The 15,947-nt window shown below is 62.0% G+C and carries 14 protein-coding genes; 8 read left to right on the forward strand and 6 right to left on the reverse strand.

Annotation, left to right across the window (positions count from 1 at the left end; all coding sequences use genetic code 11):
• Positions 1-117: 117 nt before the first annotated feature.
• On the reverse strand, positions 118-1,089 hold the full coding sequence (gene rocF / locus HB676_RS27485) for an arginase (RefSeq protein WP_213741618.1): 972 nt from the start codon (positions 1,087-1,089) through the stop codon (positions 118-120).
• A gap of 158 nt (positions 1,090-1,247) precedes the next feature.
• Positions 1,248-2,087, reverse strand: a complete 840-nt coding sequence (locus tag HB676_RS27490) for an outer membrane beta-barrel protein (protein WP_213741619.1) — start codon at positions 2,085-2,087, stop codon at positions 1,248-1,250.
• Positions 2,088-2,444: 357 nt separating this feature from the next.
• Here HB676_RS27490 and HB676_RS27495 point away from each other — a divergent pair, with 357 nt between their 5' ends.
• Together HB676_RS27495 and HB676_RS27500 are read left to right on the forward strand one after the other, a co-directional pair.
• Complete coding sequence (locus HB676_RS27495) at positions 2,445-3,950, forward strand: tetratricopeptide repeat protein (RefSeq protein WP_213741620.1); 1,506 nt, start codon at positions 2,445-2,447, stop codon at positions 3,948-3,950.
• A 238-nt stretch (positions 3,951-4,188) separates the two neighbouring features.
• Positions 4,189-5,028: an alpha/beta fold hydrolase gene (locus tag HB676_RS27500; protein ID WP_213741621.1), complete on the forward strand. Its 840-nt coding sequence runs from the start codon at positions 4,189-4,191 to the stop codon at positions 5,026-5,028.
• An 86-nt stretch (positions 5,029-5,114) separates the two neighbouring features.
• On the opposite strand, the gene HB676_RS27505 is transcribed toward HB676_RS27500, so the two are convergent.
• Positions 5,115-6,668 (reverse strand): Do family serine endopeptidase, encoded by a 1,554-nt coding sequence (locus HB676_RS27505; RefSeq protein ID WP_213741622.1) that lies wholly within the window; start codon positions 6,666-6,668, stop codon positions 5,115-5,117.
• 321 nt (positions 6,669-6,989) lie between these two features.
• On the opposite strand from HB676_RS27505, the gene HB676_RS27510 reads away from it, so the two are divergent.
• Positions 6,990-9,134 carry a tetratricopeptide repeat protein gene (locus tag HB676_RS27510; protein ID WP_213741623.1) on the forward strand — a complete coding sequence of 715 codons (2,145 nt, stop codon included), beginning with the start codon at positions 6,990-6,992 and terminating at the stop codon, positions 9,132-9,134.
• A gap of 457 nt (positions 9,135-9,591) precedes the next feature.
• Here HB676_RS27510 and HB676_RS27515 read toward each other — a convergent pair whose 3' ends face one another.
• Positions 9,592-9,945, reverse strand: coding sequence for a phasin (locus HB676_RS27515; RefSeq protein ID WP_213741624.1), 354 nt, complete (start codon positions 9,943-9,945; stop codon positions 9,592-9,594).
• Positions 9,946-10,174: 229 nt separating this feature from the next.
• On the opposite strand from HB676_RS27515, the gene HB676_RS27520 reads away from it, so the two are divergent.
• Complete coding sequence (locus HB676_RS27520) at positions 10,175-10,423, forward strand: hypothetical protein (protein WP_213741625.1); 249 nt, start codon at positions 10,175-10,177, stop codon at positions 10,421-10,423.
• A gap of 181 nt (positions 10,424-10,604) precedes the next feature.
• Here HB676_RS27520 and HB676_RS33940 read toward each other — a convergent pair whose 3' ends face one another.
• Positions 10,605-10,808 carry a hypothetical protein gene (locus HB676_RS33940; RefSeq protein WP_249780497.1) on the reverse strand — a complete coding sequence of 68 codons (204 nt, stop codon included), beginning with the start codon at positions 10,806-10,808 and terminating at the stop codon, positions 10,605-10,607.
• Positions 10,809-11,153: 345 nt separating this feature from the next.
• Between HB676_RS33940 and HB676_RS27525 the strand changes: the two genes are divergently transcribed.
• The 4 genes from HB676_RS27525 to HB676_RS27540 all read left to right on the forward strand — a co-directional run bounded on the left by HB676_RS27525 (position 11,154) and on the right by HB676_RS27540 (position 14,929).
• Positions 11,154-11,411: a hypothetical protein gene (locus tag HB676_RS27525; RefSeq protein WP_213741626.1), complete on the forward strand. Its 258-nt coding sequence runs from the start codon at positions 11,154-11,156 to the stop codon at positions 11,409-11,411.
• 346 nt (positions 11,412-11,757) lie between these two features.
• Positions 11,758-12,807, forward strand: coding sequence for a type III polyketide synthase (locus HB676_RS27530; RefSeq protein WP_249780498.1), 1,050 nt, complete (start codon positions 11,758-11,760; stop codon positions 12,805-12,807).
• Positions 12,804-13,319, forward strand: coding sequence for an isoprenylcysteine carboxylmethyltransferase family protein (locus HB676_RS27535; RefSeq protein WP_213741628.1), 516 nt, complete (start codon positions 12,804-12,806; stop codon positions 13,317-13,319). Before HB676_RS27530 ends, HB676_RS27535 begins: the two co-directional genes overlap by 4 nt.
• A 98-nt stretch (positions 13,320-13,417) precedes the next feature.
• Entirely contained in the window at positions 13,418-14,929 is a 1,512-nt protein-coding gene (locus HB676_RS27540; protein ID WP_213741660.1) for a DHA2 family efflux MFS transporter permease subunit, read from the forward strand.
• Here HB676_RS27540 and HB676_RS27545 read toward each other — a convergent pair.
• A complete protein-coding gene (locus tag HB676_RS27545) occupies positions 14,894-15,862 on the reverse strand; it encodes an ABC transporter substrate-binding protein (RefSeq protein ID WP_213741629.1) in 969 nt (322 codons plus the stop codon). The genes HB676_RS27540 and HB676_RS27545 overlap by 36 nt on opposite strands.
• Between the last annotated feature and the right edge of the window lie 85 nt (positions 15,863-15,947).

Here is a 15,947-nt window from a genome sequence, read left to right on the forward strand (position 1 = left end):
ATCTCGGCTTCGGCTGTTTCTCTGGCTGTTTTCCGGCCATGCTTTCCTCACCTGAAGATTTCCCTTGTGAGGTCAATCGCGCGCGGCGGCGATGGTTCCAGGTTCCGTCGGCGTTCCCTACCGTCCGATCGCGTTGGTCGGCGTTGGCCGATCGGTGATCTGCTGGCCGAACAGGCTGCCGATCAGTTCGACCGCGGTGCGTGCGGTACGGCCGCGCTCGTCGAGGAACGGATTGAGCTCCACGATATCGACGGACCGCACCAGTCCGGAATCATGCAGCAACTCCATTATCAGATGCGCCTCGCGATAGGTCGCGCCCCCCGGCACCGTGGTGCCGACACCGGGCGCCAGACCCGGATCAAGGAAATCCACATCGAAGGAGACATGCAGCACGCCACCGCGCGCCTTCACCTTGTCGATGACGCGGCGGATCAGGACCCCGACGCCGAATTCGTCGATCTGGCGCATATCGGCGACGCTGATCCGGCGCTCGCGCAGCAGGTCCATTTCCAGCCGGTCGATCGAGCGCGCGCCGAAACATTCGAGCTGGTCGGGGTCGATCGAGGCGCGCGGCTCCTGCCCGAGAAGGCCGTCGAGCCCGGGCTCGCCGCACAGAAAGGCCGCCGACATCCCGTGCATATTGCCGGTGATCGTCGTCGCCGGCGTGTTGTAATCGGTATGCGCATCCAGCCACAGCACGAACAGCTCACGGTTCTGCTCGCGGCAATGACGCGCGATCCCGTTGACCGATCCCATCGAGAGCGAATGATCGCCGCCGAGAAAAATCGGGATCACACCGGTGCGCGCGAGCTGATAGGCCTGCGCGCTCAGGGTGCGTATCCAGCGCTGGATTTCCCGGTAGTGTTTTGTATTCTCGGGCACGGCGTCGTCGAGCTCGGTGACCGCGTCGATTCTGAGATCGCCGTGATCCCTGACCTCAAAGCCGAGCCCGCCAAGCAGCGTCACCAGTCCGGCGGTGCGCAACGCCGCCGGCCCCATCAGGGTGCCGCGCTGCGACGCGCCGATCTCGATCGGCGTGCCGAGCACGGCGATTTGCTTCGGCATGTCTGAGGTGTCGGCGTCGATCACGAAAGGACCTCCGGGCTGATCCAATACCTGCAACGAATCTTCGCCGGAGGACAGCGCGAAGTTTCAGCGTCCCGCCCACACTCCACCATAAAAAAAGCCCCGGACGATGCCGGGGCTTTTGGACTTTCAGGTTTTTGGACCGCAAGTTTCGGGAGAACTCAGTACTTCGCGACCACCGGGCCGTTGAAGATGTAGTTCAGGCCGACACGCACAATGTTGTCGGTGAAGTGCGACGAATAGGAGACTGCGCCGGTGGTGCGGACCGGCACCAGAATTCCGGTGGCGACGATCGGACCGGCGCTGACGGTGCCGAGATCCATGTAGAGATATTCGAGCTTCCAGGTCCAGTTGCTGACGATGCGGCCTTCGACGCCGGCACCGGCGGTCCAACCCGACCGGGTCGACGACGTGCCGGGGAACGTGACGGTGGTGGCAATGCCTGCGGCGGTGTTTCCGGTGACGCTGCCATCGGTCTTGACTTGACCGTAGGCAAAACCGCCGGTCCCGTACAGAAGCAGGTTCGGCGTCGCCAGGATGCCGGCGCGCGCGCGCGCGGTGCCGAACCAGTCCAGCTTCTGGGTCAGAGTGGATGTAATGTTGCTGCCATCATTGGCGCAGGCCACGCAGGTGAAGAGCGACGATCCACGCTCGCCACTGCCCTGAATGTCGGTTTCGAGGCCGAACAGCCAATTGGACATTTGCCAGTTGTAACCGAACTGGCCGCCGCCGATCACGCCATTAACGTCGTTGTTGGCCGAGCTGGTGACCAGGCCCACGCCGGTGGTCGCGCGCGAGAGCGTCTCGCTATTGTTCGACCTGCCCCAGCTATAGCCAACGTTGCCGCCGAGATAGAAGCCGCTCCAGTTGAAGCCGGGATCCACATAGACCGGCGCCTTGGTGTAGGTACGGGCGGGCAAATCCGCTGCCGATGCCGCGGTGACGCCAGCCAGCGCGAAGGCAACAAGGGCGGCTGCCGCAATGAATTTTGCATTTCGCATGATTTGATCTCCAATAAGAACGCCGTCGGAAAACTTGGAATTCACCGTAATCATCCAGCCGCGCGGCGCTATTGTTTCTCGATGTTTCCAGACAATATCGGGGCGGATTTTCGCCTTGTGTTGCATAAAAAGCGCGGAATGGAATCGGTCTAAACTGCTTATTTATCAATCATTTACCATCACAGAAATGTCGCACGAAGCGTGCGGTATTGCGTGACGGATGAGACGGCGCGGTCGCCATTTGCAGATACGCGCAGATTACGAATCAGCCGATAGTGGCAATCTGGAAATCACCGACGCCGATCCTGCATCGAACATCCACGCATCGAACGTCCAAGCACCGAACGTCCAAGCATCGTGACCGCCCGCAAACAGAACGCAACTTCTCCCCCTGCTGCCGATGGCAGCGGCTGGGGTCCCCGGCTGGCGCAGGAAGCGCGGCTGCGGCAGCTCGAGAAAATGCTGGTGCACCGGCGCAGCGACGCCGATGCGGCCGATACCGAAATCGAACGCGCGGTGCTGCTCGGCGCGCTCGACCGGCGGCAGGAAGCGCAGCAGGCTTTCATCGAATTGTTGCAGCGGCTGCCGACGCATTTCAGCGCGCTCAACGAATTCGGCACATTGCTCACGAGCATGGGCGCGATCGACGCCGCCTGCCGGGTCTATGCGGAAGCGATCACGCATCACCCCGAAAATCCGATGGGCCATGTCAATCTCGCCAATCTGCTGTTGCGCGCCAACAAGCACGAGCAGGCGCGCGGGCATTATGAAGCGGCGCTGAAAGCCGATCCGGATCACGCCGGCGCGCATCAGGGCCTCGGCGCGGTTCTGGCCGACAATGGCGATCGCGATGGCGCGCAGGAACATTTTCGGAAAGGCTTTCGCGGTCACGCGATCTCGACATTGCCCTATCGCGGCACCAAGCCGCCGATCGCGCTGTTGCAACTGGTCTCCTCCGGCGGCGGCAATATCCCGACCGCGTCGTTTCTGGACGACTGCGTCTTCCTGACCTCGGTGATCGTGACCGATCATCTCGATCCGTCGCTCCCGCTGCCGCCGCATCAACTGATCTTCAACACCATCGGCGATGCGGATCTGTGCGAGCCCGCGCTCGAGGCAGCGACACGCCTGATTGCGCGCAGTTCGGCACCCGTCATCAACGATCCCGGCGCTGTCATGAAGACCGGCCGCATCAGCAATGCGCACAGGCTCGGCAGCGTGCCCGGCGTCGTAACCCCGCGCACCATCGCGATCCCACGCGATGTCCTTGCCGGCCCCGGCGGCACGGACACGATCGCGGATCGTCAATTCAGCTTTCCGCTATTGCTGCGTTCCCCCGGCTATCACACCGGCCGCAATTTCATTATCGTCGAGAACGCCAGCGATTTACCCGCGGCCGCCGCAAGCCTGCCCGGCAGCGATCTGCTGGTGATCGAATATCTCGACGCCCGCGGCCCTGACGGCAGCGCGCGCAAATTCCGGGTGATGATGATCGGCGGCAAAATCTATCCGCTGCATCTGGCGATCTCGCGCGACTGGAAAGTGCATTACTTCACCTCCGACATGGCCGACAAACCGGACCATCGGCTGGAGGAAGCGAAGTTTCTCGCCGACATGCCGGCGGTGCTCGGCGACAAGGCCACGCGCGCGCTGGAAGGAATCCGCGACGCGCTCGGCCTCGATTATGCCGGCATCGATTTCGGTGTGAATGCCGACGGTGATCTCCTGCTGTTCGAAGCCAACGCCACCATGGTGATTGCGGTACCCGACAATGACGAGCGCTGGGCCTATCGGCGCACCGCGATTACCAGAATACTCGATGCGGTCGTGGCGATGATCCGGCAGAAAGCCGCTGCAGCCTGACGTGGCCTGACGGACCTTGGTCGCATGCCGCCGCCGGTGGCTTTTCGCCCGCAGCCCTCGACATTTCCCCCTCGATCGACCAATAAAAGCCTGCTTTCCGCACCTATGCGCCAAACGCATAGGTATCGCGGGGCACAACAGGTTTCGCAAAATTAATCCAGCGCCATCCGGTCGGAACTCGAACCTGGCGCGTTTCACTCATATCTAAAGAAGTAGAGAAGTGACCGGGACGGAAACCATGAAAAGGGCGTTTGCCATACTGGCCTGCGTCTGCGCTCTCATTGCCGGCGTCTATTTTGCCGCCAGCAAATGGGCCATTCGACACGACACTTTAAGCCTCTACGACACCGCGCGGTCGCGGCCGATCGCGGTGGATCTGGCCGTGCGCCGGGATTTCGAGGCGCGGGCCGATGCCGGTTACGCCAACCTTGCGGTCGCGATCATCAGCAACGGCAACACCGTCAAGAACACCGAGTATTCGTTTCTGGCCAACGTGCTTGCGGCGCGGGGATATCTGGTCGCGAGCATTCAGCAGGATAATCCCGACGATCCGCCGCTGGTGACCACGCCCGGCATGCCCTATGTCGGCCGCGAGCCGGTCTATCATCGCGGCGAAGCCAACATCCTGTTCGTGCGCGAGCAGTTGCAAAAGCTGGAGCCGAACGCCGACTACGATCATTTGACCATGGTCGGCCATTCCAATGGCGGCGACGTCTCGATGTATTTCGCGTCCCACCACCCGGAGCTAATCTCGAAGGTGATCACGCTGGATAATCTGCGCGTGCCGTTCGTGGTCAGCGACAAGATGAAGATCCTGTCGTTCCGCTCCCACGACCCGAACTTCCAGACCGATCCCGGCGTGCTGCCGACCCCGCAGCAGGCCAAGACGGATGGTATCGATATCGTCAACACCCAGTTCCAGCACACCTGGATGAGCGACCGCGGCCCTGACTCCGCAAAGGAGATGATCCAGTCGACGCTCGATCACTTCCTCGGCGACAGCGCCGCCAGCGATCTCTCTCCAGCCCCGACCGACAAGCCGCTGATCGGCCAGTTGGGACCGGGACCTTATCCATAAGGTGTTTCGAACGCCTGTCTCGAAACCCCGGACGCGAAAAGACCGCCAGCACGCGATGCGCACTGGCGGCCTTTGGTTCGATGGTATCAACCGTTTCCGAGCGGGATGGCCACGTAGTGCGAGCCGTTGGCGGAGCGAACGCGCATCAGAACGCTGTTCTTGTTATCGGCGTGAGCGGTTTTGACCGCCTCGCTGATATCGCCGGGATTCGTCACGCTCTTTCCCGCCACTTCAAGGATCACGTCACCCTGCTTGAGGCCGCGCGTCGCCGCGTTGCTGTTCGGATCGACGCCGGTAACCACGACGCCGTTCTTGCCGGCGCCCGCGACCGAGCTTGCGGGCGCGACCGTCAGACCAAGCCGCGGAACATCGGCGCCGTGATCCGGAGTTGCGTTCGCTTCCTGCGTCGCCGGCAACTGACCCAGAGTCAGGTTGACGGCCTGCTCCTTGCCTTTGTGCAGGACGGTGAGCTTGACCGCCGCGCCGGGAGCGAGAGCGCCGATGCTACGGGCGAGTTCGCGGGGATCCTTGACCGCGTCACCGTTCACCGAGGTGATGACGTCGCCGGATTCGATGCCGGCCTTGGCCGCGGGGCCATTGGCCTGGGGCTCCAGCACCATCGCACCTTCGGCTTTCTTCATGCCGAGATTGTCCGCGATGTCCTGCGATACCGGCTGAATCTGAACGCCGATCCAGCCACGGGTGACGCTTCCGTTGTCCTTGAGCTGCGCGACCACGTTCTTCACGGTCGGAGCGGGAATCGAAAACGCGATGCCGACGCTGCCGCCCGAGGGAGAATAGATCGCGGTGTTCACGCCGACGACTTCGCCCTGCATGTTGAAGGCCGGTCCACCCGAATTGCCTTTGTTGACCGGTGCGTCGATCTGAATGAAATCGTCATACGGGCCATTGCCGATGTCGCGGCCGCTGGCGGAAACGATGCCGGCGGTGACGGTCCCACCGAGACCGAAGGGATTGCCGACCGCGAGCACCCAGTCGCCGATACGCGGCTTGCCGGCGGCGAGCTTCGCATACGGGAAGTCGGCGCCGCCTTCGACCTTGATCAGCGCCAGATCCGTGCGCGCATCCGTGCCGATCACCTTGGCAGTATAGGTCTTGCCATCGTCGGTCGTGACTTCGACCTTGTCCGCGCCGTCAACGACATGGTTGTTGGTCACGGCAAAGCCGTCCGGCGAGATGAAGAAGCCCGAGCCCTGCCCCATCATGACGCCATGACCGCCCTGACGGCCGTGCATTCCCGGCGGCGTGCCTTCGGGCCCGCCAAATTGACGGAAGAAACGCTCCATCGGCGAACCCGGCTGATCCGATCCGTCACTGCGATCGCTGACATCCGCGACCTTCTCTTTCATCGTCACCTTGACCGAGATTACCGACGGTTTGACGCGCTGTACGATGTCGGCGAAGCCTGTCGGCTGCGCGACTTTGCCGACATCGGTGTTGACCTGGGCATGTGCCGGGCTGATGCCAAAGCCGCCGGAAGTGGAATCGAGGCCATAGGCGGCGACGCCCAGACCGGCAACGACCGAAGCCATCAGCGCGACCTTGCGCGCGGAGAACAGACGGCGCCGCGCGCCTTGATGGTAGGGAACGGAAGAAAAATCGGATCGACGATCTGTCATAGCAAGTCTCCATGATTGAGGTCATCGCGCGGATCGCGCCAGATGATTGAGCTCAAGATGGAGTTTGCCGCCTTACCGCGTGCTGGCCGGGGAATTAAGGTTTTGCAACGAACATTGGCGTCCTTGTAATAAATCGCGTCCGACTGTCGCAGCATTGCGATACAACGGCGCCCGCGCCGCTGCCAATCAAGCAAGCCGGCCTCAACACCGGCGTCCGGCCGGTTTGCCAACACGCCAAGGTTTTGTGAATATCGTGGCTGAGACAGATTGTCGCCCCTGCAACCTGCGGTATAAGTCCATACGCGGAATGGGCATCAAAAAATGAAGAAAATATCCGAGGCCAATCGGGATCGAGGCGGCGCCCAATCTCGCTGCAAATCTGGTGGCAAGTCTGCTCAACCGTCTCACTACCGGTTTTTTGGCGCGGCCATCCTGATCGCGCTGACTGCGTGCCTGTCGCCGCGCGCGCAGGCCGGCGATCTCGATGATTGCAACAGCAGCGCGGCGGACAAGATCGAGGCCGGCTGCACCGCCATCATCAACAATCCCGAGCGAACGCCAGAGGACGGCCTCAAAGCCCTGACCAACCGGGCGCGGCTCTATTCCAACCGTGCGAAATTCGATGCCGCACTGGCGGACGCCGCGGCGGCGCTGCAACTGAACGCCCAGTCCGTTCCCGCTCTGCTCATTCGCGGATATGCCTACCAGCGCAAGAACAATCTTGATGCGGCACTGGCGGATTTCGATCGCGCGGCCGAGATCGACCCGAAGAATCTGGGGCCCTATCTGTCGCGCGGCAATCTGCGGCTGCTGCAACGAAACTGGACCGAGGCGCAGAAGGATTTCGACCAGGCGCTGACGCTGCGCCCGGACCTGTCGCCGGCGCTGGTCGGACGCGGCCGGGTTTACCTCGAGACCGGTCAAACCGACAAAGCGCAGGCCGATCTCGATGCCGCGATCGCCAGTGCCATCAACTCGCCCTATGCGTATTACTGGCGCGGCCAGATCTATCGCCGCAGGGGCGATATCGATCGCGCCATCGAGGATTTCAGCCGCGCTGCATCGCAGGCCCCGCCGAACGATACCGGGGCCTATCTGGCACGCGGTCAGCTCTATAGCGCCAAGGGCGACTATGCGCGGGCGATTGCCGATTTCGACAAGGTGCTGTCGATCATGCCCGACGACAAGAACGCCCAGCAATTGCGGCAATCGACACTGGCGTTGCAGGCCGAGATGGCGCGCATCCACGACAAGCCGCCGGCAACCGCGCCGGCCGCGATCCCGCCGGTCGCAGCCGCGCCCGTGATGCCGCAAGCCGGCGCGACTGCGGCCTCCCCGGCAAAAGCGCTGACCGACCAGGCCAAGCTTCTGATCGACCAGCGCCGATATGCCGAGGCGCTGCCGCTGCTGGTTCAGGCGCTCGCAGCCGACCCGCATAACGAGGCTGCGTTGCGGATGCGTTATCTGGCGTATACCGGAACGGGCAAGCCCGCCGATGCGCTTGGCGACATCAAGGAACTCGTCAACCTGCATCCTGCCGACGTGCCGCTGCTGGTGGGCCGCGGCCTGACGCTGATGGCCTTGAAGCAGACCAATGAGGCGACCAGCGATTTCGAGCGCGCGATCGCGATGGACCCCAAAAACGCCTTTGCCTATTACGGACGCGCAATGTTGAAGCGTCAGCAAGGCAAGCCGGCCGACGCCCTCGCCGATTTCGATCGCTCTGTCCTGCTCAATCCCAAGGACGCCAACGTGCTGTTTCAGCGCGGCGTCTCATATCTGGCGCTGGCGCAGACCGACAAGGCGCTGCTGGATTTCGACCAGGCGGTGACGCTGAACCCGAACAACGACGATGCAAGGGCCGCACGGGGACTGGCGCTGCTGATCAAAGGCAATGCCGCCGAGGGCCTGCCGAACATCGACCGCGCGCTGGAGCGCAACCCCAACAATCTGATGGCGCTGCTCGGGCGCGGCGTCGCGATGCTGACGACAAGCCAATTCGACCGCGCGATTCTCGCCTTCAATCAGGTGATCCCGCGGCTGGCCGACGATCATGCGGCGCGCGTGCTTCGTGCGCGGGCCTATATCGGGAAAAACGACACCACCGACGCGATGACCGATCTCAATTACGTTTTGACCTTCATGCCGGAAAACCCCGAAGCCCTGACGTTGCGCGGCGAGGTCCGGTCATCGCTGCGCGACTATGGCCCGGCGCTGACCGATCTCAACCTCGCGCTCGACAAGCAGGAAACCGTCGAGGGCTATTTCGCGCGCGGCAAAATCCATGAACAGCAGGGCGATGTCCCCCACGCGACCTCGGATTTCCGCCGCTCCACCGAATTGAAACCGAAGGGCGTGTTCGACCTGCTGGCGCAGGCGGAGGCCAAGAAGCGAATTCAACAGATGATAAAACGCGTGCCGTGCGGCAACGCCGGCTCGGCCAATAATGACGGCGCCTGTTTGTGAGGGGCTGACAAGCTCAGGCCGTCGTCCCGGCAAAGTTGCGTAGGGTGGGCAAAGCGACAGCGTGCCCACCATCTTGCTGCACGGAACGAACGGTGGGCACGGCGCCAACGCGCCTTTGCCCACCCTACAAACTTCGCAAGAAATTTTTTGAAGGGATGGATTGCCGGGCATAGGCGAGCGGAAACGACGCCGTCCTTCGGACGGCTACGCCCGGCAATGACGATGCCGATATCCCCTAAACTGCAAATCCCTGCCGGCGATGCCGACAGGGATCAGCAAGAAAGATGACAGACGGCGGGCGGCGAAGCCCGGTGGCCCGTCAAGGACCTGCATCACAATTGAAAGCCCGCGCACGCATCCGCGCAAGATTATTTGTTGGGCAAGCAACTGTTTAAATAAAAGACTTCGGGGAACCAACCCCGATGCTGGTTTTCGTCTCGCCCGCGAACCGCAGGTGTCAGAGCTTGATCTTGGTTGTATCCCTGGCGGCATTCATCACCCCGCTGGAGATCTGGCGCATATGCTCGCCGGCATTGGTGAACTGGCTGCGGAGGAATTCCGACTGGATCTGCATCGCCTGCTGCAGATCGGTGGCGTGCACCAGTTTGCGCGCGTGCTCGAAGGCGGCCTTCAAATTCTGTTCGGTGAACGACAGCGCCTGTTTGGAAATCTCCGTTCCCGGGCTCGGTATCGATGTCACCGACTTGTTGGCGGCGTCGAAGAACATCCCGAATGCCTTTTCGGCCTGGTCGATGGTTTTTTCAGCCAGATCACGCAGCTCGGTCGGGACTTCCAGTTTCGGTTCAATCATGGGCGCCGTCCTCCTGTTTTGCCGGGATTACCACATTTTTGACACGGTGGCGAACCGGACCGCCTCCAACTTAAGGCTTGCCTTTGTGCCCGAGCGAGGTCGTCCGCGCGCGAGCCAGCCGTGATCGGACCACGCCGCAACCGGTCACTCAAGTTCAGATTGCATTCAGCTTTAGCGCTCTAGCTTCGCCGCAGCCTCGCCTTGGGGCTGGTTTGAAACAGGAGAAGCAATGACTTTAAAGCCATTGATGACCGCCATGGCGGTCGTGGTCGGGATTTCGGGAATGGCGGCGATCGGCACGACACCCGCCCGGGCTCAAAACGCGGCGGTGGAGGCGGAGATCCTCGGCTTCCATCAGCTCTGCGACAAGGGCGACCGCAAGGCCTGCGTCCGTTTCGGGATGCTGATCGGTCAAAACCAGCAGCGTCACGCTGATTGGCGCCGGGCGCATGCCGACTGGTTCTGGTGGGAGCACTAAGACCGCTGGCAGCATAATCCTGCAGGCGCAGGGTATTTAAAGCGCCGCATTATGAACAACGCGAGATATTGAAACAAAGAGGCCGCCTCTCCGGGCGGCCTCACTTCGTTCGCTCGCAGAACATCGCCTGCAAAAAAACTTACACGAAACTTACAACAAACTTGCATACATGCCGTTCGCTTCAGCGCGGATCGGGCCGTCCGTTGACGCCACCGGGAAAAGGCGGCGGGTCGCTCGCGAAACGCTCGACCAGTTCGATCACTTCAGCGCGTTGCCGGGATGAAAGCCTGACGAAGGCGCGGAGCAACCGCAGGCCTTCGACCGTTTCATTGGATGGAGATCCGAGCTGCTCTCTCAGATCCGATATAAATGAGCGATTTTTCATCTCGCGCCTTTACCGGGTCGACCAAGTTGAAAGTATGCCAAGAAACAACCCCCACGGCAAGGTAAACCGCAACGCCGTTTGTCGCGGGATGAAAAAAAGTTTCATCCGGTGAAACTGGACGCGCGGCTGTAATCCATCACGTGATGTGCATGCCATCCATCGATGCGAAACATTCATCCGCCCAACAGTCGGATTCATGAACAGCCTCGCGCGCGCGGACGATATCGCCAGGATATCGCCAAAATCACGGCAATCCCGGAAAAAAATTCCGCGGCCGATCCGGGAACGCAAATCCGCATCGCAAGTTCTACGCCCGCATCACACATCCAGAGCAGGAGATTTCTCATGCGATCCAAGCTTGCTATTTCGGCCCTCATGATCGCGTCGTTGTTCGGAGCGACAGCGATCGCGTCGGCACAGACGCAGCCGGCTGCCGGCGCGTCGAGCGAAGGCAGCGCCGGACCGGGCGGCCCCAACATGAAGTCTGGCAATATGAAGTCGGACAAGACGAAAACCAGCAAGGCAAAGTCAGGCACCACCACCGGCATGAGCTCCGGTTCAAAAAAAGGCAGCGCAGCGCCCGCCGACGACGGCGAAAAATAGCAAACAAACAACGCGAATGTGCCGCTCAAAGGGCCCCGCGCGAAGCGGGGCCTTTTTTGCGTGACCACGCCGGGGATGAGACGGGAGCCAGCTTCACGGTCTCTCAGGACGGAGTCTTGCTAGACCCTCATGGTGAGGAGCGCGTCTGAAAGATTGTTTGTTCATCCGATGCACTCAATGTCGCCATGTTGTCGCCGGCAACGCATTTGATTTTGGCGGTGCGTTTCGCATTGTTGCGAAATTTCACGTTAGTGTGACCCGTTCGGCCACCAATTTTCCGGCACCGCGAAATAAACGCGGCTCGCCGATGTTCCCATCATATCACCCCCCACGAAAGATTTTCGTAATGCACACGGCTGCCCTGGTCTCACTGGCGACATCGGTCCCTCCGCACACCTTTTTGCAAAAGGACGTGCTGACGGCGGCATGGGATGTGTTCGGCAGCCGTTTTCCGGACTATGACCGCTTCGCCGGCATTTTCGCCAATACCGGAATCGTCAAGCGTCACGGCGTCAAGCCGTTCGAATGGTATCTCGAACCGCGCGGCTGGCCGGAGCGCACCGCGGCGTTTCTCGAAGGCGCCGAGGCGCTGTATGTCGAGGTCGCCAACAAGGCGCTGGCGGATGCCGGCCTTGCCGCCAGCGATATCGACACGGTCGTAACGGTTTGCTCGACCGGCATCGCGACGCCCAGCCTCGACGCGCGCGTCGCCCGCCGCATCGGTTTTCGCTCGGATGTAATGCGCGTGCCGGTGTTCGGGCTCGGCTGCGCCGGCGGCGCCTCCGGCCTGTCGATTGCTTCACGGCTGGCGCAGGCGCGGCCCGGCAGCAATGTGCTGATGGTCGCGATCGAGCTGTGTTCCCTCGCGCTGCGTCATGATGAATTGACCAAGGCCAACATCATTGCGGTCAGTCTGTTCGGCGACGGTGCCGCAGCGGCTATCCTGCGCGCGGGCGACGGTGGCGCGACGCGGATCGAACACAGCGGCGAACATCTGTGGCCCGATACGCAGGGCATCATGGGCTGGAGCGTCGACCCGCAAGGCTTCGGCGTGATCATGCGCCGGACCATCCCCGAATTCGTCACGCAACATCTCAAGCCCGCGCTGACGCAGATTCTCGGACGCATGCAGTTGACACCAGACGATATCGACCGGTTCATCTGCCACCCCGGCGGCGCCAAAGTAATCCAGGCGCTGGAGACCACGCTGGCGCTGGATCAAGGCACGCTCGAACACGAACGCGACGTGATCGCCGAGTTCGGCAACATGTCCTCGCCTACCGTATTGTTCGTCCTCGAACGCACGCGAGTCAGGGGCTTGCCGGCCCGCTCGCTGCTGACCGCGCTCGGGCCCGGCTTTACCGCGAGCTGCGTTTCGCTGCGGCACGCCGCGTGAGCGCGGCGGAATTCATCCTCGGCCTGGTCACGCTGCAGCGTGTTGCAGAACTCGTTCTCTCGCACACCCATACGCGAAGACTCAAGGCCCGCGGCGCCGTTGAGGTCGCCGGGGGGCACTATCCGCTGATGGTCGCGGTGCACACGGCATGGCTGATCGCGCTATGGGTGTTCGGCCGTCAGCAGCCGGTCAATGTCGTCGCGCTGATATTTTATCTGCTGCTGCAAGGCCTGCGTGTCTGGGTGATGCGCACGCTCGGCGCGCGCTGGACCACGCGGATTATCGTGCTGCCCGCGGCGCCACTGGTGGTGGCGGGACCCTATCGCTTTCTGTCGCATCCCAATTATGCTGTGGTGATCGGCGAGATCGCCATGCTGCCGCTGGTGCTGGGACTGCCCGGGATCGCGGCGATCTTCACGATTCTCAACGCCGGCATTCTGACGATCCGCATCCGCGCCGAAAACCGCGCGCTGGCCGCCTCGCGCGAACTCGTTGCACGGCCCGCGCTGTGAGCGCGATCGTCGCCACCGAGCCATCTAAAGAGCCATGCGCAAATCCTCATACCGAACCCGGCGAGGCCAGTGTCGCGACCTGGCTCGGATTCATCCTGATGTGCCTCGGCATGTTCATGGCGATCCTCGACATCCAGGTGGTCGCGACCTCGCTGCCATCTATTCAAAATGCGCTCGACATCTCGCGCGATGCGATGAGCTGGATCCAGACCGCCTACTTGATCGCCGAGATCACCGCGATCCCGCTGACCGGCCTGCTGACGCGGGTGCTGACCCTGCGCTGGCTATTCGTGATCGCAATCGGTCTCTTTACACTGGCCTCGATCGGCTGCGCCTTCAGCGATAATTTTGCCGTGCTGATCTCCTTTCGCGTGTTGCAAGGCTTTGCCGGCGGCACGCTGATCCCCGCGGTATTCTCCGCCGTGTTTCTGCTGTTTCCGCTGCGGCTGCATCCGGTCGCGACCACGCTGGCCGGCATCATGGCGGTGCTCGCGCCCACGATAGGCCCTGTCGTCGGCGGCTGGATCACCGAGACCTGGTCGTGGCACTGGCTGTTTCTGATCAATGTCGCGCCGGGTGTAATCGCAGCCGCTGCAACGCCGTTCCTGTTGCCGCGCGATAAGCCGCGCTTGTCGGATTGGGTCACGCTCGACCTGATAGCGCTGGCGCTGATGGCGATCGCGCTGGCCGGCCTCGAGATCGGGCTGAAAAAGGCCCCCCAGGAAGGCTGGCTGTCGCCGATCTGCCTCGTGCTGTTCGTCGCGAGCGCCGCCGCCGCAACAGCGTTCACGCTGCGAAGCGTGAGGGCGCCCCACCCCGTGGTCGATCTGACGACGCTGCGCGCGCCTGCTTTTGCAGTCGGCTGCGCGTTGAGTTTCTGCCTTGGCGTCGGATTGTTCGGTTCGGTCTATCTGATGCCGGTGTTTCTCGCCTATGTCCGCCAGCACAACGCCTTCGAGATCGGCACCATCATGCTGGTGACAGGCGTCGCACAACTGATCACCGCGCCGCTCGCGGGCTGGATGGAGAGCCGCACTGATCCGCGTTATCTCTCGGCGGCAGGCTTTGCGCTGTTCGCGCTCGGCCTCGGCATGAGCGCGTTCCAGAGCCGCACCGCCGATTTCGACGAGATGTTCTGGCCGCAGGTCGTGCGCGGGATCGCCATCATGTTTTGTCTATTGCCGCCGACCCGGCTGGCGCTGGGCACGTTGACCGCCATTCAAGTGCCGGATGCCAGCGGGCTGTTCAACCTGATGAGAAATTTGGGCGGCGCGATCGGCATCGCTGTGATCGACACCATTATTTACGGCCGCACCGGCGGACATGCCGACGCGCTGCGCGACCGGCTGATCGCGGGCGACGTCACGGCGGCGCAGGCGATCGGCCTCGATGTGCAATTGTTCACCCATCGCCCGCCCAATGCGACCGACGCCGTGGTCGAGGCCTATCTGCGCCCGATGGTCGAGAAGGCAGCGTTTGCGCTCTCCGTCAACGAAGCCTGGATGCTGATCGCATGCGTGGCGCTGATCGGCCTGCTGCTGGTGCCGTTCGCGGGCAAGCGGCCAGTCCCTTCTTCATTCGATCACGCCGTCCGCGCGGGCCAGGAATGACGGAGAAAGCTCGAGGCCGATAAGCTTGGCGACCTTGAGGTTGACGATCAGATCGAATTTAGTCGGCTGCTCGACAGGTAGATCGTTGGGTTTCGCCCCCCGCAGGATTTTGTCGACGTAGTCTGCCGCACGCCGGAATAAATACGGCGTATTGGGCCCGTAAGACGTCAGCCCACCGCTATCGACATACTCTCGAAAGCCATACATGGTTGGCAGGCGCTTGCGCTGGGCAAGTTCGTTGATGAGAACGCGGTTGGTATTCACGAGCAGATTTGGCGGAACATAAATGGCTTGCGTTTGCGGATCGAGCGACGCCAACGCGGGCTCGATGTCGCTTGCACGGTGAATCGGAACAGTCACAACCTCCAGGCCAAAGCTCTTGCTGGCGGCATGGATCGCACCGACGTCCAGCATCGTTCCGGCGTAATCGACATAGGCCAGGATCCCCAAATTCCGGATCGCAGGAATGGCTTCCTTTAAAAGTTCAATTCGCTTGCCAGCAAGGTCCGTCGATTGAATGGACATGCCGGTAATGTTGCCACCTGGTCGTGCCAGACTGGATACCAGACCCGTGCCTACCGGGTCCGACATCAAGGCAACCACAACAGGGGTTTTGGAAGTGGCCTTCCTGGCTGCGTCGCCGCCCACCGTGACGAGAACCTTTGCATCAAGATTGACCAGCTCGGCGCCTATCTCGGCGTAACGTTCTTCGCTTCCCGCAGCCCAGCGGTACTCAATCCTGACGGTCTTGCCATCGACCCAACCAAGTTCGTCGAGGCGCCGGACAAACGCCGTTGTCCATGGAGTCCAGGCCGAAGGTGTTGCTGCACCCATAAACCCAACGATAGGCAATCTCGTTGGCTGCTGCGCGCGAGCGGCGATCGACGATGCCGCAATTCCACCGATTCCCGCCAAAAACTCGCGCCGTCGCATGCGTCATTCCGCCGTTGATCGGACACAACCTTACAGCAACGCCGCCGAGGCGTGAACGGACGCGGTGACGCAGCGACGCGACTTC

The organism is Bradyrhizobium sp. dw_411 (genome assembly GCF_018449695.1).
Taxonomy (GTDB): Bacteria; Pseudomonadota; Alphaproteobacteria; order Rhizobiales; family Xanthobacteraceae; genus Bradyrhizobium.